The organism is Mesobacillus jeotgali, from assembly GCF_031759225.1.
GTDB classification, from domain to species: Bacteria; Bacillota; Bacilli; order Bacillales; family Cytobacillaceae; genus Mesobacillus; species Mesobacillus jeotgali_B.
In genome coordinates, this window is record NZ_CP134494.1 from 243,632 (window position 1) to 265,000 (window position 21,369).

A 21,369-nucleotide genomic window follows, 5' to 3' on the forward strand; every position below is an offset into this window, starting at 1 on the left:
CCTAAACTAAAAAATCGATTTTGGACATACTACCAATAAAAATGGGGGGGTGGCTGAAATGACGATTGTCAGGCTTGGTTATGTGGCGATGAGTGAGGAACTGAAGAATGCTTCGCCTTCACAGACGATGACTTTCAAGCAATTCCAGGGAATCAAGGACAGGGATGCAGCCATCAATAAGCTGGAGAGAATCGCGATATCCAATCTTGAAAATTGCCTGCGGCTGTTAAGGCATAGCAAGGCAAACGAGATTCACTTTTTCCGGCTGAGTTCGAGGCTTGTTCCTCTTGCCAATCATGAAGAACTTTCTGATTGGAAATATATGCGCGCGTTAAAGGAGCCTTTAAAGGATATTGCGGACTTTTTACAAGAAAACCCGATGCGTGTTGATTTTCACCCGGATCATTTTGTCCTTCTGAATACGCTGAAGACAGATACTCTCAATAATTCAATCAAGACACTGGCGCTGCATCATGCCTTGTTGAAGGGGATGGGAATCGATACTGAGCATCGCTGCGTCCTCCATGTCGGAGGGGTTTATGAAGACCGGGAGAAAGCGCTGGAGCAATTCATCCATAATTGGGGACTTGTTTCAACAAGGCTGCAAAATATGATCATCCTTGAAAATGATGATACATCGTTCACGCTGCATGACACGCTTTACCTTTGTGAAAAGCTTGGGATTCCGCTGGTGTTCGATTATCATCACCACCTTGCCCATCATGAGGACATAAACTGGCAGAAGCAATGGGAGCGAATCGTCGGGACATGGGAACACTCGAAGCTGCCGGTGAAAATGCATATTTCCAGTCCTCGTTCTGAAAAAGAATTCCGGGCTCACGCTGAATACGTAGATGGTGATATGTTCATGGATTTCCTTAATGGAATAAAGGGGTCTGTCCCGGAAATTCACTGCATGATTGAAGCGAAAAAGAAAGATCTTGCCCTCTTTAAGTTAGCAGAAGACCTAAAACAAATGCCTGAAGTGGAGAGCGTCGACGGCAGCAGCTTCAAGGTGAAATAATTTGATCCAAGGGCTTAGCGCATTTTCCTCCCGATTTAAGTGCCATACAGATGTGTTATTGTTGTATACTTAGAAAGGTGCTATTAATTGGAAAAATGGGAGGAAGCCTTATGACGATTTCTGAGCCGCAAAAGCGGATTTCCAAGCAGGCATTGACCGTCTGGAAAATTGCCGCTGGCCTCCATTCCCTGGTGGTATGGATATTAGCGGGCGGTCTGATCGCCATTACGATAATATTTGATTTTCCTATCTGGATTATTGGTGCAGCTCTCGCTGTCGCTGCTGTATATAGTTATATATTCATCATCTTATTGCCGGCCTTGCGCTGGAAACGCTGGCGTTACGAAGTAAGGGAGCAGGAAATAGAGCTTCAATACGGGGTATTCATCATCAAAAGGACACTCATTCCGATGATACGTGTCCAGCATGTTGATACACAGCAAGGACCTTTGCTGCGGAAATACCGTTTATCGACGGTGACAGTTTCGACGGCTGCGACAATCCATGAAATCCCTGCGCTCGATATGGAGGAGGCCGAAAATTTGAGGATCTCCATTTCAAGGTTGGCAAGGGTGGCGGATGAAGATGTCTGAACCGAAAAGGCTCCATCCGATTGCTGCTGTCGTTAATGCACTCCGTCAGCTGAAGGAAATGATCATCCCATTTTTGATCTTCGTTGTATTTGGAAGCAGGGGAACCGACTGGGACCTGTTTTACTTCTTCGGATCGATTGGTGTCGTCGTGCTGGTATTGGTTTATGGAGTTTTGTCATGGTACAGATTTACATATCGCATCGAGCAAGGCGAATTGCGGATTGAATACGGATTGATCGTCAGGAAAAAACGCTATATCCCATTCGATCGGATTCAAAGCGTTGATTTGTCGGAAGGAATCTTGCAGAGGCTGTTCGGGCTGGTGAAGGTGAAGGTAGAGACAGCCGGTTCGGGCGGAATGGGACTCCAGGATGGAGAGGCGATCCTTACGGCGATCACAAAGCAGGATGCACAGGAAATACATGATTATCTCGTTTCCATCAAAAAGTCGGGGCAAATCCAGCAGGGGGAAGAGGAGCCAGAAACCTCCGATGATCTTCTATATAAAATATCGGTCCCGGAGCTATTGATGCTTGCGACGACATCGGGCGGCGTCGGAGTCGTCATCTCTGCAGTGCTTGCGTTCGTCTTCCAATTCGAAGAGTTCATTCCTTATGAGCAGATTTTTGATGGAGTCGAGCATTTTGTCCAAAACGGCGTTGTTTTTATCAGTGTCGTCGTTTTTCTTGGATTCTTGCTGGCATGGATGATCGCACTGTTTGGGACGATGCTGAAATACGCAAATTTTACCGTGAGAAAAGTGGATAATGACCTGGTTATCACTCGAGGATTATTGGAAAAGCGGCAGTTCACGATCCCGCTCAATCGGATCCAGGCTGTCAGGATCAGCGAGAATCTCATCAGGCAGCCGCTAGGCTATGCATCGGCATATCTGGAAAGTGCTGGCGGCTCAGCGCTTGACCAGGAAAGCTCCAAGGTCCTCATCCTGCCGATCGTGAAAAAAAGAAAAATCCCCGGCCTGCTTGAACCGCATTTGACGGAGTACCACTTCCGTGTCAATATATCGCCTGCGCCTAGGCGGGCATACAGCAGATATTTACTGAAAGGCTGGCTGTTTGCGCTGCCGATCATCATTGCGGCCATCTGGTTTTTAAAACCATGGGGCTTTGTCACCCTGCTCCTGCTCCCAGTCTCGGCCATTTGGTCCTACATGAATTATAAGGATGCAGGCTGGAGCCTTGACCAGGGGATGCTGACCTTCCGATACCGCAATATCGTCAAGAACACAGTATATATGAAGAAAAATAAAGTCCAATCCTTCAGCATGAAAGAAAGCTTTTTTCAAAGGAAAAAGAATCTCGCTACCGTCGAGGCCATCGTTAAGTCCGGGCATGGCGGTGCTGGCGGCAAAGTCATTGACCTTGAGAAAAAACATGTGGATATGATCTATGAATGGTACTCGCATGAAACAGCTGAGTGAGGAAATTGGTCAGCGAAGCTGGATATTTATCGAAATGAAATTTACTCATACCGAAAAAAAGCGCCCTTAAGGCGCTTTTTAAAATGCGATTACCTTCTATAAATGGCGGCGCCGATCAGAAAACCAGCAAGCATGCCGAAAATATGGGCGGTAATATTGATGTTTGACTGGACGAATGTCATGATCACGGCAATGATGGCGATTGTCATGATCGTCTGGGAGTTTTCACGTGACAACATGGCTTTCCGGAACATTATGATAGAAATATAGAAACCGAACAGGCCAAAGATAGCACCGCTTGAGCCGACATGTGTGTATGTCAGCGGTTCGAGGATCAAGGTTGCGATATTCGCTGCGATGCCTGTCACGAGATAGATCAGAATGAATTTCGTTTTGCCAAGCATCTGCTCGAGTGCTGGGCCGAACAAGACGAGTGAAAAGCTGTTGAACAGCATATGTGCAAAACCGGCATGCATGAAGATCGGTGTGAATAATCGCCAGTACTCTCCATTCACAACATACAAGTTCACGCCGGCTAAAAGTCCAAACAGGTATTTGCTTGGGAAGATTGGCAATGCCGTCAGCAAGTATAATAAGATATGGATAGAAATGATGATAGAAATAACAGGGTAAAACCTAATGAAGTCGCGCAAGCTTTCTGTTCTTGTAAACATGGAAACCTCCTCGGTCCTCATTATCGTGAGGTTGGATCAGATTGCTCTGATTTTTAATGATAATCCTAATCTTAAGGATAGCCCTAACCGGCAAAAGTTGTACACTATTTTGTATGCTGCATGAAGCTTTTTTAGAAGGGAGCTGGAAAAATGATCATCGGAACAGGAATCGATATTGTGGAGATCGGCCGGATCCGCAAGCTGGTAGAATCGCAACCGCGTTTTCCGGAGCGAGTTTTAACAGAAAAGGAAAGGGAAGTTTACAGCCAGTATAATGAACGGAGAGGAATTGAATTCCTCGCAGGGCGATGGGCGGCGAAGGAGGCTTTTTCAAAAGCGAAGGGGACTGGCATCGGCAAGGAATTGTCCTTCATGGATATTGAAGTCGAAACAGATCCGCATGGACGGCCAATAGTCACAAAGCCTTATATGGAGGGAGTCCATCTGTCCATTTCCCACAGTGAGCAATATGCTATCGCGCAGGTGGTTATCGAAAAATTTTAAAATGCTTGTCAATCCCGGGGGCATATTCGCCCAGGTTGTCTCATATATTCATAATGCAGTAAGGGAGACAAGGCTAGGGCGGCGAGAATCATGGCTGCACGAAGACTACTCAAGCAATTTTGCAGCCAGTGTCTTATTCCTGTCCTTTCTTTCCCTTTACACGTTTAAATGAGACTAAAAGGGGTTGGAAGAATGAAGAAAAGGTTATTGTTGCTTCTCGCCGGGCTCATGGTTGTTTTTGCTCTGGCTGCCTGCGGTACGAAATCACAGGAATCTGTGGTTAAGGAGTTGGATGGAACGCTCGAAGACCTGAAGAGTTACAAGGCTAAGGCAAAGATGACATTGCAGATGGGTACGGAGCCGCAAGTGTACGATGTGGAGATTTGGCATAAAGATCCGTCATTTTACCGTGTGAACCTGAAGAATGCCCAGAAGGACCAGAGCCAGATGATCCTCAGGAATGAGGAAGGGGTTTTTGTTCTGACACCAGCGTTGAACAAGAGCTTCCGTTTCCAGAGCGACTGGCCGAAGAACAGCAGCCAGGCATACCTTTACGAATCTTTAATCATGGATATTCTCGAGGATAAGCAAGCGAAGTTCTCGGCGACCAAGGAACATTATGTGTTCGAAACAAAAACAAGATACCAGAACAACAAGATGCTTCCGATCCAGGAAATCAAGCTGAACAAAAAGAACCTGGCGCCAGTCAGCGTCAAGGTGATGGACCCTGATCGCAACTCATTGGTAACAGTTGAATTCTCTGACGTAAAATTCGACGCAAGCTTTGACAAGGATGCGTTTGATATGAAGAAAAACATGACAGGTGCACAGCTTGAGGTGCCTGTAATGGCAAATGCGGAAGATAACGAATTCACCGTGAAATATCCAGTTGCTGAAATCCCGGGCGTTACTTTGATTGACGAGAAGGAAATCACGACCGAGAATGGTAAGCGCGTGGTGCTCACATATGACGGCGAAAAATCATTCACGCTGATCCAGGAAAAAGCGGATGCGATGCCTGCGATGTCCTCTGCGATCAACGTGACTGGAAAGCCAGTCGACCTCGGATTCACAATCGGAGCGATGAACGAAACCTCGGTTTCCTGGACACACCTCGGAGTCGATTATATGCTGGCTTCAACAGACCTATCACCAGAAGAAATGGAAATGGTCGCAAAATCAGTTCTGGCTGATATGGAAAAATAATACCTCAAAGGCAGGCTCAGTGTAACCTGGGCCTGTTTTTTTATGGGGTAAGGAAAAAGACTGGTTTTTTAAGGGATTTAAGGCGAGTTCTAAGGAAAAAAACAAGGTTTTTATATATTTTATCTCTTTTTTTCGGAATAAATAGCGTTGCAGCTTAATCCGTGTTCCTCTATCACGACCTTTCTGCTCAAATGACCCGTATATATTATCCATTTGACATTGAGTACTTTCGGTTTGATAATAAAACAATAAAAAATAATGTTCGGTTTGAAGGAAGTGGAGTTTCGGTGGAGGAGCAAGGATTTTTTTACCGTGATACATGGGCAGAAGTGGACCTGGATCACATCAGGACAAATGTGGAGGGAATTAAGGAACACTTGCCCGAAGACGTTGAATTTATTGCTGTCGTTAAGGCCAATGCTTACGGGCATGGAGATTCACAGGTGGCAGAGGCGGCTTTGGAGGCAGGAGCATCGATGCTTGCTGTCGCGTTCATGGATGAGGCGCTCGCACTCAGGAAGAAGGGGATTGCCGCGCCGATTCTCGTACTGGGTGCCAGCCGGCCTGAGGATGTAAACATCGCGGCCGAAGAAGGAATCATCCTTACAGTTTTTCAGAAGGAGTGGCTGGGAAAAGCGCGTGAAGTACTTAAAGCAGATTCCAGCTTGTCTCTTCATATAAAAATAGACACAGGAATGGGGCGAATCGGAATTCGTTCCATAGAAGAATTGAAGTCTGCGGAAAAATTGATCCATGAGGATGAAAGACTCCAGCTGCATGGCATCTATACGCATTTTGCTACGGCGGATGAATTGGATGACTCATATTTTACCAAACAGCTTGCTTTGTTCCGGGAAATGCTTGGTGCAATGGAAACGCAGCCGCCTGTGGTCCACAGCAGCAATAGTGCCGCAGCACTCATGCACACGGACGCCCGCTTCAACGCAGTAAGGGTCGGAATTGCGATGTACGGGCTAGCGCCGTCAATGGAGATTGCGCCGGAATTGCCTGTCGAGCTGCATGAGGCATTCACGCTGCACTCAAGGCTCGTTCATGTAAAGAAGCTTGAAAAAGGTGAAAAGGTCAGCTACGGTGCGACTTATGAAGCTCCGGAAGAAATTTGGGTAGGGACGCTCCCAATTGGGTATGCTGATGGATGGATAAGAAGACTGCAGGGACAGGAAGTACTGGTCGATGGCAAAAGGTCTCCCATCATCGGGCGGATCTGCATGGACCAATGCATGGTAAAGCTTCCGTATGAGGTCCCGGTCGGAACGATTGCCACTTTGATCGGCAGCCAGGGAAAAGAGTCGATCTCCATCAATGAGATTGCCAGCAAGCTAGAAACGATCAATTATGAGGTCCCGTGTATCATCTCCTCAAGGGTGCCTAGATTGTACAGGCAAAATGGAAAAGTGGTCGATTTGAATAATTCACTGTTATAAGACACACCCAATAATTAACAAACCTGTGTAATACCGCTAATACCATGCATAAAATACTAATTTTTTGGCGGATAATACAGAAGAATTGCTGATTTACCTTTGCATCTGGCATAAATAGTGATAATATTAGTAATGGTAGAGAGATAACGAACTTAATATTGGTATGTAGTGATGATGGTGGAGGTGTATGTTTGTGTCTGAATCCAGCGCAACAACTGAGATTTTGGTAAAGTTACCGCAGCATCTTTTAAGTGAACTAGATGGATTTGTTAAGCAAGAGAACGTAAACCGCAGCGAATTTATTTATCAGGCAACAAAAATGTTTTTGCGTGAGAAGAAAAAGAGACAAATTCGTGAATCCATGAGACGTGGCTATATGGAAATGGCCAAGATTAATCTGACCATTGCATCTGAAGCATTCCAAGCAGAATACGAGGCAGAACACACAGTTGAACGTCTAGTCAGCGGAGGATAATCCGTTGATTGTCAAACGTGGTGACGTCTATTTTGCGGACCTATCCCCAGTTGTTGGTTCAGAGCAAGGCGGAGTTCGTCCTGTCCTGGTCATCCAAAACGACATCGGGAATCGGTTTAGTCCCACAGTCATTATCGCAGCGATCACAGCACAGATCCAAAAAGCCAAGCTTCCCACTCATGTAGAAATTGATGCGAAGCGTTACGGTTTTGAACGAGACTCGGTTATCTTATTGGAGCAAATACGCACAATTGACAAACAGCGCCTAACCGATAAAATTACCCACCTCGATGACGAAATGATGGAAAAAGTGGATGAAGCCCTTCAGGTAAGTTTAGGTCTTATCGAATTTTGATTTAAAGCACGCTCTTAAAATAGAGCGTTTTTTTGTAACCGAACACCTGGCCTGCCAGCAGGCCTTATACATAACCAAAAAATAAAATCGGATGTTTTCCTGTGTGAGAGGCAAGCTTAGCGGCTTGTCTCTTTTTTGTTGGGGAGAAGAATGGAAAGTTCTCTTGAAATAGACTAGCGGTATGACGGGTTTGGGGAGAATAGCGGAAAAGCTGTCAGAAGTAAGCCTGAATTCAGACAGGTTTGATTGGAAAACAGGAAAAGCTGTAAAAAGTAGCTACAACTTCAGACAGGTTTGGGCGGAAAACAGGAAAAGCTGTCAAAAGAAGCTCCAACTTCAGACAGGTTTGATTGGAAAACAGGGAAAGCTGTCAAAAGAAGCTCCAACTTCAGACAGGTTTGAGGAGAAAACAAGAAAAGCTGTCAAAAGAGGCCCCAACTTCAGACAGGTTTGGGTGGAAAACAGGGAAAGCTGTCAAAAGAAGCTCCAACTTCAGACAGGTTTGATTGGAAAACAGGAAAAGCTGTCAAAAGAAGCTCCAACTTCAGACAGGTTTGATTGGAAAACAAGAAAAGCTGTCAAAAGAAGCTCCAACTTCAGACAGGTTTGATTGGAAAACAAGAAAAGCTGTCAAAAGAAGCCCCAACTTCAGACAGGTTTGATTGGAAAACAAGAAAAGCTGTCAAAAGAAGCCCCAACTTCAGACAGGTTTGATTGGAAAACAGGAAAAGCTGTCAAAAGAAGTCCCAACTTCAGACAGGTTTGGGGGGAAAACAAGAAAAGCTGTCAAAAGAAGCCCCAACTTCAGACAGGTTTGGGTGGAAAACAGGAAAAGCTGCCAAAAGAAGCTCCAACTTCAGACAGGTTTGGGTGGAAAATAGGAAGAGCTGTCAGAAGCTTGCCCACGACCGGACAGGTTTCAGAGGAGAACCAGAAAAGTTGTCAGCCCTAACCCTCAATCAACCTAGTATCAATCAGATCCGGCTAATCTTCATAAGAATTTTATCTCACAGAAAAATTGAATTCAGCAAATTAAGGAATAATAAATGCAATGCGATAATCGCAGAATCCTGTCGACAAGTTGATTTTATTTGACGAAAGAAAACTGTTATCATTAAATGGAGATATATCATCAGAAAATATATGAATATTTATTTACAGTTTTAAAATTGGTTTACATTTGTTCGTATGAGGGTAATGTAAAATTTTGTTGTGATAGAATGGGGAGGATGGAATGAACAAAATTATATCGAATTATATTCAGGCTCATAAACAGGATATCCTGGATCAATGGATAGATAGGACCAAACAAGAAGCGGATGACCGGGTGGTTCGCGTTGTATCGGATCGGGTTTTTCAATCGGCGAGCAAGGAATTCATTGATCTGATCATCTCGAATTTCAAGGGCACGAGCGAAGAGTACAATGAAAGGCTGACGGATTTTGCCGAAAAGGTTGTCAGGCTTGGCTGGCCATTGACATTTGTCACAAAAGGACTTCACACCTTTAATATGATTGTTTTTGAAGGTATGCAAAAGGAAGGGATAGTAACGACGGAGAATCAGATGGAAATTGTTTATGAGTTTGACCGCTGGGCAACGCCGATGAACAATGAAATCGTCAGCGTGTATTCATCGACATGGGAAAGAACAGTTTCCCTCCAGAAAATTGCCTTGCAGGAGCTTTCGGCACCGCTCATTCCTGTATTTGAAGGAATTACAGTAATGCCGCTAGTTGGTACAATCGATACCGAGCGGGCAAAGCAAATCATGGAAAACCTGCTGAAGGGCGCGGTAAAACACCGTTCTGAGGTAGTTTTGATAGATATTACAGGTGTACCTGTCGTAGATACAATGGTCGCTCATCATATTATCCAGGCAGCGGATGCTGTTAGGCTAATCGGTGCCAAGTGCATGCTTGTAGGAATCCGTCCTGAAATTGCACAGACCATCGTAAACCTAGGCATTGACCTGAACCAGTTTACAACTAAGAATAACTTGAAAAAAGGAATCGAAGCAGCTCTTGAGCTGACAAATAAAAAAATCGTTTCATTGGAGGGAGCAAAGTGAGAATACCTATCCTAAAACTGGATGATTGTCTGTTAGTCTCCATTCAATGGGAGCTTGATGACCAGACCGCTCTTCAATTTCAAGAGGATTTGCTCCACAAGATACATGAGACTAGTGCCAATGGGGTCGTCATCGATCTAACCTCAATCGATTTCATCGACTCTTTTATCGCCAAGGTCCTTGGGGATGTCATCAATATGTCCAAGCTCATGGGTGCGATTGTAGTCATTACCGGAATCCAGCCTGCTGTTGCCATAACGCTAATTGAATTAGGGATCGGCCTTGATGATGTCCTAACTGCATTAGATTTAGAAAAAGGTTTGGAGAAATTACAACAGGAATTGGGGGAATAGGTGAATGGACATCCAATCCTGCGTTACGATTATCAATGAATGGGACATCGTGGCAGCTCGCCAGCTTGGCCGAAATGTTGCGAAAGAGCTTGGGTTCGGCACTGTTGACCAAGCAAGAATCACCACTGCCATCAGTGAATTGGCCAGGAATATTTACTTGTACGCCGGAAAAGGACAGATCTGCATAGACAAGCTGTATGACGGCGGAAAAGCGGGATTGCGAATCAATGCAGTAGATAGCGGCCCAGGTATAAAAGAAATACGCCAGGTCATGGAAGATGGTTTTTCAACATCAGGAGGACTTGGAGCCGGCCTTCCCGGGGTAAAGCGTCTTATGGATGAATTTGACATAGACTCTGCTCCCGGACAAGGAACACAGATCAAAGCGACTAAATGGCTCCGTTAGGGGGAGAAAGTATGGATTTCCGAGAAATGATGGAATCAAAGTATCGGGATATTCTTGACAATTATATAAAAGAGCAATCTGAGCAAGCTTTATATGCAGGGCAGAAGTTCAGCCGAAAATCGATTGAGCATAAAATCGCACCGGAAGAAATCGTCAGCCTCCATAAAAGCATACTGCTTGAGATGTATCCTGAACTTCCAGAAGATATCATGCATTCCTTTGATATCCTCCTTGAGGTGATGATCGCCTACGGTATCGCTTACCGAGAGCATCAAAGCCTGAGACACCAGCAGGAGGAATTAAGATCCGAAATGGAGATTGCCGCCAATGTTCAGCAAACCTTGCTCGGGACGAAAATTCCGGCTGTTCCTGGTATTGATATCGGGGCAATCAGTGTTCCGGCAAAGCATATGAACGGCGACTACTTCCATTTTGTACAGGATGAGAACAATAACATCAGTGTTGCGATCGCTGATGTCATCGGGAAAGGGATTCCGGCAGCTCTCTGTATGTCCATGATTAAGTATGCGATGGACAGCCTGCCAGAAAACCGTCTTGATCCGAGCAGCATCCTGGAAAATCTGAACAGGGTCGTTGAACAGAACGTTGACCCAAGCATGTTCATTACAATGTTCTACGGAATGTTTAATCCTTCAAATAACACCTTCTATTATGCTTCTGCAGGGCATGAGCCAGGCTTTTACTATGATTCCAAAAAGAAGGAATTCTCAGAGCTGGTCGCAAGAGGCTTACTGTTAGGAGTGGACAAGCGGACGAAGTATACCCAGTATGAAAAAGAAATACTGCCTGGGGATATGGTGATCTTGATGTCTGACGGAGTGACCGAGTGCAGGACGGAAGAAGGCTTCATCGAAAAGGAAACATTAATCGGATATATAAATAAATATATTCACTTAAATGCTCAGGAAATTGTCAATAATATCTTTAGGGAACTTGAAAAACTTCAGCATTTCCAATTGCGTGATGATTTTACATTAATCATTTTGAAAAGAGATGTTTAATTAGATTTCAAACGGGTAAATCATAAGAGCAATTGAATTGTAAAGGGTGGGTCATTTATGAATATTTCGATAGATGTAAAAGAAAAAGAATCAACGCTAGCAGTAAAAGTAAGTGGCGAAATAGATGCATATACAGCTCCACAGCTTCGTGAAAAGCTTTTTCCTTTGTCCGAAAAAGAGGGCGTAAAGATGGTTGTTGACCTTTCGGAGGTCAATTATATGGATAGTACCGGGCTTGGAGTGTTTGTGGGAGTATTCAAAAACGTGCGTGCACATGACGGCGAGTTCAAGATCGTCGGGTTGTCCGAGCGTTTGCAGAGACTTTTCGAAATCACTGGCTTGGCCGATATTATTGATATAAACAGCCAGATTGAGGGTGGAGTGCAATGAACCAGTCATTTGACTATATTGAAATGAAAATCCCGGCTAAACCGGAATTCGTGGGTGTCATTCGTTTGACCCTATCTGGTATTGCAAGCCGAATGGGTTTTACCTACGACGAAATTGAAGATTTGAAAATTGCTACCAGCGAAGCTTGTACGAACGCTGTTCAGCATGCATATAAAAATAATGAGAACGGCGAAGTCATCATCGGTTTCGGATTGTATGAAGACAAGCTTGAAGTGATGGTTGCAGATAACGGCCAGAGCTTTGATTTCCACTCAGCGCGCCAAGGGCTTGGTCCTTATGACCAGAATAGTTCTGTGGAATTCCTTCGCGAAGGAGGCTTGGGACTGTATCTGATCGAAACCTTGATGGACGAGGTTCGAATCCATCACAAAGAGGGCGTCACGGTCTTTATGACCAAGTACCGAGAAGGAGAGCAGGTGGAGAGAGATGCAGAGACAATCTCAACCTAAGCAGAGGCCAAAAGAAGAGATTAATGAGTTAATCAAAGCCTACCAGCTGCATGAGGATGCAGACGCCCAGAATGAGCTGGTTCTTCACTATCAAAACCTTGTCGAAACAATCGCGAGAAAGTACTCAAAAGGAAGGTCGTTCCATGAGGATATTTTCCAGGTTGGGATGATTGGTCTTTTAGGCGCAATCCGCCGTTACGATGAAACATTCGGTAAAAGCTTTGAAGCATTTGCCGTACCAACCATAATTGGTGAAATCAAAAGATTTTTAAGAGATAAAACATGGAGCGTCCATGTACCACGCAGGATTAAGGAGCTTGGTCCGAAAATCAAGACGACAGTCGAAGATTTGACCACCCAGCTGCACCGCTCACCGCGTGTGGATGAAATTGCGGAGGCGCTCCAGGTTTCCGAAGAAGAAGTATTGGAAGCTATGGAGATGGGTAAAAGCTACCAGGCATTATCTGTTGACCATTCTATTGAAGCCGATTCTGACGGTGGAACAGTCACATTGTTGGATATCGTTGGAAACATTGATGAGGGCTATGAAAAAATCAATCAAAGAATGGTGCTCGAAAAAGTACTCCATGTACTGAGCGAACGCGAAAAGTTAATTATCCAATATACCTATCTTGACAACCTGAGCCAGAAAGAGGCAGGCGACAAGCTTGGTATTTCACAGATGCATGTATCAAGACTTCAAAGAAGAGCGATCAAAAAACTTCAAGAAGCAATTCATGCGGAAAACAACAACTCGGAGTACATTACATGATCCAACAGTTCAAAGACAAAATAGAACTTTATGCTTACCAGACAATCAAAGAAGGTAAAATAGAGTGCGGTGACAGCTATTATTATACAGCTACTGATGATTATTTTGTCTGTGTACTTGCTGATGGTTTAGGTTCTGGGCAATACGCCCATGAAGCCTCTGCGGCCGTTGTTTCAGTAGTAGAGCAACACCATCATGAAGATGTAGATACACTCATGAAGTACTGCAACAATGTCTTAGTGCAAAAACGAGGAGCCGCAGTCTCTATCTTCAAGGTTTACTTCGAAACCCGCGAGTTTGTATACAGCTGCGTCGGAAACATTCGCTTCTTCCTCTATACCTCGAATGGCAAGCTGACATATCCATTGCCAGTCACAGGTTATTTATCAGGCAAGCCGCAGGTGTTCCATACCCAGAGATTCGTTTATGAGCCAGAATCAAAGTTCCTGATTTACTCAGACGGTTTTGATAATATCCACGGCGCTAAAACGATTTTGAAAGGGTACCGCTCGGTTGGTGCGATTGCAGAACAAATCAAGAGTGAATATGCTAATTCAATGGATGATGCAACTTTTATTGTAGGAAGTCTACTTTAGCCGGTGGGCTTCTTTTTGTTTTTTAGAGCTGGGGAACAGCTGCTAAAACTCAGGCTATAATAAAAGCTGAATAGACTAACGGAAAGATTACATCCCCATTACAACTTAACCGGAACTGTAAACCTCCCTTCGGTTTTGGTACACTATTAAAGTGATAAGTAATAACAATAATGATTATGGAGGATTGTCTCTTGACTCAAACAATGGATAAGCAAGATCAATATGTAAAAATCATTGCCAAAGAGCAATCGTTAACTGCTAAACAAGTGCAAAGTGTCATTTCATTAATTGATGAAGGAAACACTGTACCGTTCATAGCCCGTTACCGAAAGGAAATGACTGGTGCACTTGATGAAGTGCAAATCCGCGACATCGTTGACCGATGGCAATACATACAGAACTTAGAACAGCGCAAAGAGGAAGTCATCAGGCTAATTGAAGAACAAGGGAAACTGACGGACGAGTTGAAGGTGAGCATAGAAAAAGCAATCAAGCTACAAGAAGTAGAAGACCTGTATCGTCCCTACAAGCAAAAAAGAAGAACGAAAGCGACTGTCGCAAAAGAAAAGGGTCTAGAACCTTTTGCACAGTGGATGCTGGAGTTCCCTGTAAACGGGAGCCTCGAAGACAAAGCGCGCGAGTTTTTATCAGAAGAAAAAGGTGTTGAATCTATCGAAGATGCAATTTCGGGTGCAAAGGACATCATTGCAGAAATTGTTTCTGATGATGCAGACAGCCGCAAGTGGATTCGAAATGAAACCTTTAAAACTGGCGCCATTGAATCTTCAGTGAAAAATGAAGAGCAGGATGAGAAAAATGTATACGAAATGTATTATGAGTATTCTGAGCCAGTCAATAAAGTGGTACCGCACCGGATCCTCGCGCTCAACCGCGGTGAAAAAGAAGACCTGTTGAGGGTGTCAATAAAGCCAAAAACAGATATCATCATGAGCTATTTGCAGCGCAAGTGGGTTCCTAAAAATCACTCGGTCACAGCTGCTGCAGTAACAGAAGCAATCGAGGATGCATATAAGCGACTGATTCAGCCGTCGATCGAACGTGAAATCAGGAACGAACTGACAGAAAAAGCCGAAGAACAAGCGATTCATATTTTCTCGGAAAACCTCCGGAAACTGCTCTTGCAGCCACCGTTAAAAGGAAAGGTCGTCCTGGGTGTTGACCCTGCATTCAGAACAGGCTGCAAGTTGGCTGCTGTAGATGAAACGGGAAAAGTTCTTTCAATCGGCGTGATTTACCCGCACACATCCGGCTCGAAAAATACAGAGGCTAAGGATAAATTCATTAAGGTCCTGAAAGAGTATGATGTAGAAATGGTTGCAATCGGGAACGGTACTGCATCCAGGGAAACAGAACAGTTCGTGTCGGACATCCTGAAGGAAATGGATAAAGAGATTTACTATCTCATTGTCAACGAAGCAGGTGCGAGTGTCTATTCCGCATCAGACCTTGCCCGCGAAGAATTCCCTAATTATCAGGTAGAAGAACGAAGTGCGGTTTCAATCGCCCGCAGATTGCAGGATCCTCTGGCTGAACTTGTTAAGATTGATCCAAAATCCGTGGGTGTTGGCCAGTATCAGCATGATGTCAGCCAGAAAAAGCTCTCCGAATCACTGACATTCGTTGTTGAGACCGCAGTTAACCAGGTGGGGGTCAATGTGAATACAGCGTCATCTTCTTTATTGCAGTATGTATCTGGCCTTTCCAAGACAGTAGCCAATAATATCGTGAAGAAACGCGAAGAGGAAGGGAAGTTCACCAGCAGGACGCAGCTGAAAAAAATTCCGCGCCTTGGAGCCAAAACCTATGAACAGGCAATTGGATTCCTGCGTGTGATTGATGGGAAGGAACCTCTAGACCGTACTGGTATCCACCCGGAAAGTTACGGTGAGGTAAAACAATTGCTTGAGCGCCTCGGTTTTAAATCTAAGGATTTAGGAACTCCAGCATTAAAGGAAGCACTCGGGAAACTCAACATCGACCAAACAGCAGATGAATTAGGAATCGGCAAACTTACACTGAAAGATATTATAGATGCACTTGTAAGGCCTGAACGGGATCCGCGCGATGAGCTTCCAGCACCACTTTTGAAAAAGGACGTATTGAAACTTGAAGATTTGAAAACAGGTATGGAACTTCAAGGGACTGTACGAAACGTGGTGGATTTCGGCGCTTTCGTTGATATAGGTGTAAAGCAAGATGGGCTTGTCCATATCTCCAAGCTAAGCAATCGTTTCGTAAAGCACCCGCTTGATATTGTATCAGTCGGGGATGTTGTTACTGTATGGGTGGATAGCGTCGACCAGAAGAAAGGTCGAGTCGCCTTGACGATGCTTAAGCCTGACCAGGCATAATACAAAAGACTGCAGGTTTGCCTGCAGTCTTTTAATCATTTAACCCCTGTTTATTTCTATAAAAGTACCAACACTGGTTTAGAAGTTTGATTTGATATCTGTTTTTCTCATAGAAGGCTCGTTTCATTTGATTTTGAAACCAGACAGGCATAGAGCAATACCTCCTTAAGATAATACGTTAAAAGGTAACATTAATATATGCTATAATAGGTTGTCATGTTTCTTTAAAAGGCAGGCGTTTTGCAGATGACTGATCAAGAATTACACAATCTTGTCGTGGTGATTTCCAAAGAATACTTCCATAAGCCATTCAGGCATAAAGCTTTCTTCAATCCCAGACTCCGGACAACCGGCGGACGCTATATGCTAAACAGCCACAATATCGAAATCAATAAAAAGTATTTTGAGCAGCTGGGTGAAACAGAACTCGTTGGGATCATCAAACATGAGCTATGCCATTACCACCTTCATATAGAAGGAAAAGGATACAAGCATCGCGATAAAGACTTTAGAGAATTATTAAAGAAGGTAGATGCCCCGAGATTTTGTTCAGTACTTCCGGAAGAGAAAAAAAGAAGAGAGAAACAGAAATTCATTTATTATCAGTGCAGCGAATGTAAGTTAACCTATCGCCGCAAAAGATCTATAAACACCTCAAAATATGTGTGCGGAAAATGCCGAGGAAAGCTGATAAAAGTGAAAGAAATGACTGTAGAATAAGGCTTTGCAAGCTTTTAAAAAGAAATGAAAAACTTATTAAAAACACCCTTGACTTTTAGTGGGCATCTCCCTATAATAGTAAGAGTCGATAAGACAACAGCACGAAAAAATAAAGTTATTCCGCAGTAGCTCAGTGGTAGAGCAACGAGCGATTTCATCTCTGGATTAACTGCGAGTTGTACTCATCGAGCCGCTTCTTGAATAAGCGTCCTGAGATGAGGACAGTCGGCGACGGATAACTATTGAAAAGAACAAATACTATTATTCCGCAGTAGCTCAGTGGTAGAGCACTCGGCTGTTAACCGAGCGGTCGTAGGTTCGAATCCTACCTGCGGAGCCATTAATTTTAAAGGTATGGGGAAGTACTCAAGAGGCTGAAGAGGCGCCCCTGCTAAGGGTGTAGGTCGGGTAACCGGCGCGAGGGTTCAAATCCCTCCTTCTCCGCCAGAACCTTTTAATATGGCCCCTTGGTCAAGCGGTTAAGACACCGCCCTTTCACGGCGGTAACACGGGTTCGAATCCCGTAGGGGTCACCATTTTCAAAACAAAAGAATATTCATATGGTCCCGTGGTGTAGCGGTTAACATGCCTGCCTGTCACGCAGGAGATCGCCGGTTCGATCCCGGTCGGGACCGCCATTTTATTGGGCTATAGCCAAGCGGTAAGGCAACGGACTTTGACTCCGTCATGCGTTGGTTCGAATCCAGCTAGCCCAGCCATTTTTGAGCCATTAGCTCAGTCAGTTGCTTGTTTCGGTGGATAAACATCAGCGGCAACTTGCGAGAAAGACCGGAGGTCTTTTGAGCACATGTTTCAAACGGAACTTGTTTAGGGTTCTGTTCGAATACGAGCCATTAGCTCAGTCGGTAGAGCATCTGACTTTTAATCAGAGGGTCGAAGGTTCGAGTCCTTCATGGCTCACCATGTTTTTTTCGCACCAGCGAAAAAGGACAATATAATATGCGGGTGTGGCGGAATTGGCAGACGCACCAGACTTAGGATCTGGCGCCGCAAGGCGTGGGGGTTCGACTCCCTTCACCCGCACCATTAATTACCTGTTGATTAATGCGCTTGAATCAGTTAAGCTTTAAACCTGTCATGTTAATGCGGTCGTGGCGGAATGGCAGACGCGCTAGGTTGAGGGCCTAGTGGGGGCAACCCCGTGGAGGTTCAAGTCCTCTCGGCCGCACCAAAAAAGTTATTGACATCCCTTAACGGGTGTGATAATATATAAAAGTTGCTATTAAAACAAATGCGCCCGTAGCTCAATTGGATAGAGCGTCTGACTACGGATCAGAAGGTTATGGGTTCGACTCCTTTCGGGCGCGCCATTATTTTTCTTCAATAACGGGGAGTAGCTCAGCTTGGTAGAGCACTTGGTTTGGGACCAAGGGGTCGCAGGTTCGAATCCTGTCTTCCCGACCATTCAGCAACTAACTTTAACTTTATATGCGGGTGTAGTTTAGTGGTAAAACCTCAGCCTTCCAAGCTGATGATGAGAGTTCGATTCTCTTCACCCGCTCCAATTACATTGCTCTTTGAAAACTAAACAAACAAGCGTCAACAAACAATAAATTTTCATGGCTTCTATTATAGAAGATCATGAGCCAACGTTTTAACTTTATGAGCTAACTCATAACTCTTTCTTGGAGAGTTTGATCCTGGCTCAGGACGAACGCTGGCGGCGTGCCTAATACATGCAAGTCGAGCGGATCTTCATTAGCTTGCTTTTGAAGATCAGCGGCGGACGGGTGAGTAACACGTGGGCAACCTGCCTGTAAGACTGGGATAACTTCGGGAAACCGGAGCTAATACCGGATAATCCTTTCCCTCACATGAGGGAAAGCTGAAAGACGGTTTCGGCTGTCACTTACAGATGGGCCCGCGGCGCATTAGCTAGTTGGTGAGGTAACGGCTCACCAAGGCAACGATGCGTAGCCGACCTGAGAGGGTGATCGGCCACACTGGGACTGAGACACGGCCCAGACTCCTACGGGAGGCAGCAGTAGGGAATCTTCCGCAATGGACGAAAGTCTGACGGAGCAACGCCGCGTGAGCGATGAAGGCCTTCGGGTCGTAAAGCTCTGTTGTCAGGGAAGAACAAGTACCGGAGTAACTGCCGGTACCTTGACGGTACCTGACCAGAAAGCCACGGCTAACTACGTGCCAGCAGCCGCGGTAATACGTAGGTGGCAAGCGTTGTCCGGAATTATTGGGCGTAAAGCGCGCGCAGGCGGTTCCTTAAGTCTGATGTGAAAGCCCCCGGCTCAACCGGGGAGGGTCATTGGAAACTGGGGAACTTGAGTGCAGAAGAGGAGAGCGGAATTCCACGTGTAGCGGTGAAATGCGTAGAGATGTGGAGGAACACCAGTGGCGAAGGCGGCTCTCTGGTCTGTAACTGACGCTGAGGCGCGAAAGCGTGGGGAGCGAACAGGATTAGATACCCTGGTAGTCCACGCCGTAAACGATGAGTGCTAAGTGTTAGAGGGTTTCCGCCCTTTAGTGCTGCAGCAAACGCATTAAGCACTCCGCCTGGGGAGTACGGCCGCAAGGCTGAAACTCAAAGGAATTGACGGGGGCCCGCACAAGCGGTGGAGCATGTGGTTTAATTCGAAGCAACGCGAAGAACCTTACCAGGTCTTGACATCCTCTGACAACCCTAGAGATAGGGCGTTCCCCTTCGGGGGACAGAGTGACAGGTGGTGCATGGTTGTCGTCAGCTCGTGTCGTGAGATGTTGGGTTAAGTCCCGCAACGAGCGCAACCCTTGATCTTAGTTGCCAGCATTCAGTTGGGCACTCTAAGGTGACTGCCGGTGACAAACCGGAGGAAGGTGGGGATGACGTCAAATCATCATGCCCCTTATGACCTGGGCTACACACGTGCTACAATGGATGGAACAAAGGGTCGCGAAGCCGCGAGGTCGAGCCAATCCCATAAATCCATTCTCAGTTCGGATTGCAGGCTGCAACTCGCCTGCATGAAGCCGGAATCGCTAGTAATCGCGGATCAGCATGCCGCGGTGAATACGTTCCCGGGCCTTGTACACACCGCCCGTCACACCACGAGAGTTTGTAACACCCGAAGTCGGTGGGGTAACCTTTTGGAGCCAGCCGCCTAAGGTGGGACAGATGATTGGGGTGAAGTCGTAACAAGGTAGCCGTATCGGAAGGTGCGGCTGGATCACCTCCTTTCTAAGGATATTGCCGTAATGGCAATCGGAATGCGAATCTTACGATTCGTACTGTTGACTAGCTTGTTTGTTTAGTTTTGAGGGAGTAATTGCCTCAAAGCTTTTTTGTTCCTTGAAAACTAGATAATCGTAAGTAAGAAGAACCAAGAAAAACCGAGTGATCGCCATTTTAGTTTTCTCTCTATTCAATAGAGAAATGACCTTTTAGGTTAAGTTAGAAAGGGCGCACGGTGGATGCCTTGGCACTAGGAGCCGATGAAGGACGGGACTAACACCGATATGCTTCGGGGAGCTGTAAGTAAGCTTTGATCCGGAGATTTCCGAATGGGGAAACCCACTGTTCGTAATGGAACAGTATCTTTACCTGAATACATAGGGTATTGAAGGCAGACCCGGGGAACTGAAACATCTAAGTACCCGGAGGAAGAGAAAGCAAACGCGATTCCCTGAGTAGCGGCGAGCGAAACGGGACATAGCCCAAACCAAGAGGCTTGCCTCTTGGGGTTGTAGGACACTCTACATGGAGTTACAAAGGAACGGGGTAGATGAAGTGGTCTGGAAAGGCCCGTCAGAGAAGGTAAAAACCCTGTAGTTGAAACTTCGTTCCCTCCTGAGTGGATCCTGAGTACGGCGGGACACGTGAAATCCCGTCGGAAGCTGGGAGGACCATCTCCCAAGGCTAAATACTCCCTAGTGACCGATAGTGAACCAGTACCGTGAGGGAAAGGTGAAAAGCACCCCGGAAGGGGAGTGAAAGAGATCCTGAAACCGTGTGCCTACAAGTAGTCAGAGCCCGTTCATGGGTGATGGCGTGCCTTTTGTAGAATGAACCGGCGAGTTACGATTACATGCAAGGTTAAGTTGAGAAGACGGAGCCGCAGCGAAAGCGAGTCTGAATAGGGCGAATGAGTATGTGGTCGTAGACCCGAAACCAGGTGATCTACCCATGTCCAGGGTGAAGGTTGGGTAACACCAACTGGAGGCCCGAACCCACGCACGTTGAAAAGTGCGGGGATGAGGTGTGGGTAGCGGAGAAATTCCAATCGAACTTGGAGATAGCTGGTTCTCTCCGAAATAGCTTTAGGGCTAGCCTCACGTTGTAAGAGTCTTGGAGGTAGAGCACTGTTTGGACTAGGGGCCCTCATCGGGTTACCGAATTCAGACAAACTCCGAATGCCAAAGACTTATCCGTGGGAGTCAGACTGCGAGTGATAAGATCCGTAGTCAAAAGGGAAACAGCCCAGACCACCAGCTAAGGTCCCAAAGTATACGTTAAGTGGAAAAGGATGTG

At 45.6% G+C, this 21,369-nt stretch carries 21 protein-coding genes, 11 tRNA genes and 2 rRNA genes (1 of these 34 running past the window's edge); 32 read left to right on the plus strand and 2 right to left on the minus strand.

The window, feature by feature from the left end; genetic code table 11:
- Positions 1–58 precede the first annotated feature (58 nt).
- From uvsE to RH061_RS01310, 3 genes are all read left to right on the plus strand, one after another.
- Positions 59–1,024 carry a UV DNA damage repair endonuclease UvsE gene (uvsE, locus tag RH061_RS01300; RefSeq protein WP_311073393.1) on the plus strand — a complete coding sequence of 322 codons (966 nt, stop codon included), beginning with the start codon at positions 59–61 and terminating at the stop codon, positions 1,022–1,024.
- 110 nt (positions 1,025–1,134) lie between these two features.
- Positions 1,135–1,617: a PH domain-containing protein gene (locus RH061_RS01305; protein ID WP_311073394.1), complete on the plus strand. Its 483-nt coding sequence runs from the start codon at positions 1,135–1,137 to the stop codon at positions 1,615–1,617.
- A complete protein-coding gene (locus RH061_RS01310) occupies positions 1,610–3,058 on the plus strand; it encodes a PH domain-containing protein (RefSeq protein ID WP_311073395.1) in 1,449 nt (482 codons plus the stop codon). The genes RH061_RS01305 and RH061_RS01310 overlap by 8 nt, the downstream gene beginning before the upstream one ends.
- An 89-nt stretch (positions 3,059–3,147) precedes the next feature.
- Here the strand turns inward: RH061_RS01310 and RH061_RS01315 are convergent, their stop codons facing one another.
- A complete protein-coding gene (locus RH061_RS01315) occupies positions 3,148–3,732 on the minus strand; it encodes a rhomboid family intramembrane serine protease (protein ID WP_311073396.1) in 585 nt (194 codons plus the stop codon).
- A 150-nt stretch (positions 3,733–3,882) separates the two neighbouring features.
- Between RH061_RS01315 and acpS the strand changes: the two genes are divergently transcribed.
- The 15 genes from acpS (at position 3,883) to RH061_RS01390 (ending at position 16,166) form a co-directional block, all read left to right on the plus strand.
- Entirely contained in the window at positions 3,883–4,236 is a 354-nt protein-coding gene (gene acpS / locus RH061_RS01320) for a holo-ACP synthase (RefSeq protein WP_311073398.1), read from the plus strand.
- A gap of 192 nt (positions 4,237–4,428) precedes the next feature.
- Complete coding sequence (locus RH061_RS01325; protein ID WP_311073399.1) at positions 4,429–5,442, plus strand: LolA family protein; 1,014 nt, start codon at positions 4,429–4,431, stop codon at positions 5,440–5,442.
- Positions 5,443–5,729: 287 nt separating this feature from the next.
- Complete coding sequence (gene alr, locus RH061_RS01330) at positions 5,730–6,887, plus strand: alanine racemase (RefSeq protein ID WP_311073400.1); 1,158 nt, start codon at positions 5,730–5,732, stop codon at positions 6,885–6,887.
- A gap of 193 nt (positions 6,888–7,080) precedes the next feature.
- Positions 7,081–7,362: a CopG family ribbon-helix-helix protein gene (locus RH061_RS01335; protein ID WP_031308192.1), complete on the plus strand. Its 282-nt coding sequence runs from the start codon at positions 7,081–7,083 to the stop codon at positions 7,360–7,362.
- Positions 7,363–7,366: 4 nt separating this feature from the next.
- Positions 7,367–7,717: a type II toxin-antitoxin system endoribonuclease NdoA gene (gene ndoA, locus RH061_RS01340; RefSeq protein WP_041967053.1), complete on the plus strand. Its 351-nt coding sequence runs from the start codon at positions 7,367–7,369 to the stop codon at positions 7,715–7,717.
- A gap of 190 nt (positions 7,718–7,907) precedes the next feature.
- Positions 7,908–8,327 (plus strand): hypothetical protein, encoded by a 420-nt coding sequence (locus tag RH061_RS01345; protein WP_311073406.1) that lies wholly within the window; start codon positions 7,908–7,910, stop codon positions 8,325–8,327.
- Between the two features lie 624 nt (positions 8,328–8,951).
- Positions 8,952–9,785, plus strand: coding sequence for an RsbT co-antagonist protein RsbRA (locus tag RH061_RS01350; RefSeq protein WP_311073408.1), 834 nt, complete (start codon positions 8,952–8,954; stop codon positions 9,783–9,785).
- Positions 9,782–10,138, plus strand: coding sequence for an STAS domain-containing protein (locus tag RH061_RS01355; protein WP_041967776.1), 357 nt, complete (start codon positions 9,782–9,784; stop codon positions 10,136–10,138). Before RH061_RS01350 ends, RH061_RS01355 begins: the two co-directional genes overlap by 4 nt.
- A 4-nt stretch (positions 10,139–10,142) precedes the next feature.
- On the plus strand, positions 10,143–10,544 hold the full coding sequence (locus RH061_RS01360; RefSeq protein WP_214709977.1) for an anti-sigma regulatory factor: 402 nt from the start codon (positions 10,143–10,145) through the stop codon (positions 10,542–10,544).
- Between the two features lie 11 nt (positions 10,545–10,555).
- The gene (locus tag RH061_RS01365; RefSeq protein WP_311073410.1) at positions 10,556–11,566 is read left to right on the plus strand and encodes a PP2C family protein-serine/threonine phosphatase; all 1,011 of its coding nucleotides are present in this window, start codon (positions 10,556–10,558) and stop codon (positions 11,564–11,566) included.
- A gap of 57 nt (positions 11,567–11,623) precedes the next feature.
- A complete protein-coding gene (locus tag RH061_RS01370) occupies positions 11,624–11,956 on the plus strand; it encodes an anti-sigma factor antagonist (protein ID WP_167834255.1) in 333 nt (110 codons plus the stop codon).
- Positions 11,953–12,426 (plus strand): anti-sigma B factor RsbW, encoded by a 474-nt coding sequence (rsbW, locus tag RH061_RS01375; protein ID WP_167834254.1) that lies wholly within the window; start codon positions 11,953–11,955, stop codon positions 12,424–12,426. Before RH061_RS01370 ends, rsbW begins: the two co-directional genes overlap by 4 nt.
- Entirely contained in the window at positions 12,404–13,198 is a 795-nt protein-coding gene (gene sigB, locus RH061_RS01380; RefSeq protein ID WP_144481156.1) for an RNA polymerase sigma factor SigB, read from the plus strand. The genes rsbW and sigB overlap by 23 nt, the downstream gene beginning before the upstream one ends.
- A complete protein-coding gene (locus tag RH061_RS01385) occupies positions 13,195–13,794 on the plus strand; it encodes a PP2C family serine/threonine-protein phosphatase (protein WP_311073412.1) in 600 nt (199 codons plus the stop codon). Before sigB ends, RH061_RS01385 begins: the two co-directional genes overlap by 4 nt.
- Before the next feature lie 203 nt (positions 13,795–13,997).
- A complete protein-coding gene (locus RH061_RS01390) occupies positions 13,998–16,166 on the plus strand; it encodes a Tex family protein (protein ID WP_396654880.1) in 2,169 nt (722 codons plus the stop codon).
- A gap of 31 nt (positions 16,167–16,197) precedes the next feature.
- Here RH061_RS01390 and cmpA read toward each other — a convergent pair whose 3' ends face one another.
- The gene (cmpA, locus tag RH061_RS01395; RefSeq protein WP_192472919.1) at positions 16,198–16,317 is read right to left on the minus strand and encodes a cortex morphogenetic protein CmpA; all 120 of its coding nucleotides are present in this window, start codon (positions 16,315–16,317) and stop codon (positions 16,198–16,200) included.
- Between the two features lie 95 nt (positions 16,318–16,412).
- On the opposite strand from cmpA, the gene RH061_RS01400 reads away from it, so the two are divergent.
- From RH061_RS01400 to RH061_RS01465, 14 genes are all read left to right on the plus strand, one after another.
- The gene (locus RH061_RS01400) at positions 16,413–16,886 is read left to right on the plus strand and encodes a SprT family protein (RefSeq protein ID WP_311073414.1); all 474 of its coding nucleotides are present in this window, start codon (positions 16,413–16,415) and stop codon (positions 16,884–16,886) included.
- Positions 16,887–17,151: 265 nt separating this feature from the next.
- Positions 17,152–17,226, plus strand: a tRNA-Asn gene (locus RH061_RS01405).
- Between the two features lie 16 nt (positions 17,227–17,242).
- Positions 17,243–17,333 (plus strand) — tRNA-Ser (locus RH061_RS01410).
- A 14-nt stretch (positions 17,334–17,347) separates the two neighbouring features.
- Positions 17,348–17,422: transfer RNA gene (locus RH061_RS01415), tRNA-Glu, on the plus strand.
- 26 nt (positions 17,423–17,448) lie between these two features.
- Positions 17,449–17,524, plus strand: a tRNA-Asp gene (locus tag RH061_RS01420).
- A gap of 6 nt (positions 17,525–17,530) precedes the next feature.
- Positions 17,531–17,605: transfer RNA gene (locus RH061_RS01425), tRNA-Gln, on the plus strand.
- 129 nt (positions 17,606–17,734) lie between these two features.
- Positions 17,735–17,810 (plus strand) — tRNA-Lys (locus RH061_RS01430).
- A 38-nt stretch (positions 17,811–17,848) separates the two neighbouring features.
- Positions 17,849–17,933: transfer RNA gene (locus RH061_RS01435), tRNA-Leu, on the plus strand.
- A 59-nt stretch (positions 17,934–17,992) separates the two neighbouring features.
- Positions 17,993–18,078, plus strand: a tRNA-Leu gene (locus tag RH061_RS01440).
- 62 nt (positions 18,079–18,140) lie between these two features.
- Positions 18,141–18,217 (plus strand) — tRNA-Arg (locus RH061_RS01445).
- A gap of 17 nt (positions 18,218–18,234) precedes the next feature.
- Positions 18,235–18,311: transfer RNA gene (locus tag RH061_RS01450), tRNA-Pro, on the plus strand.
- A 26-nt stretch (positions 18,312–18,337) separates the two neighbouring features.
- A tRNA-Gly gene (locus RH061_RS01455) sits at positions 18,338–18,411 on the plus strand.
- 118 nt (positions 18,412–18,529) lie between these two features.
- A 16S ribosomal RNA gene (locus RH061_RS01460) occupies positions 18,530–20,079 on the plus strand.
- A 206-nt stretch (positions 20,080–20,285) separates the two neighbouring features.
- Positions 20,286–21,369, plus strand: a 23S ribosomal RNA gene (locus RH061_RS01465); it runs 1,851 nt beyond the window's last position.
- Together the 16S and 23S rRNA genes with 11 tRNA genes alongside form the textbook arrangement of a ribosomal RNA operon.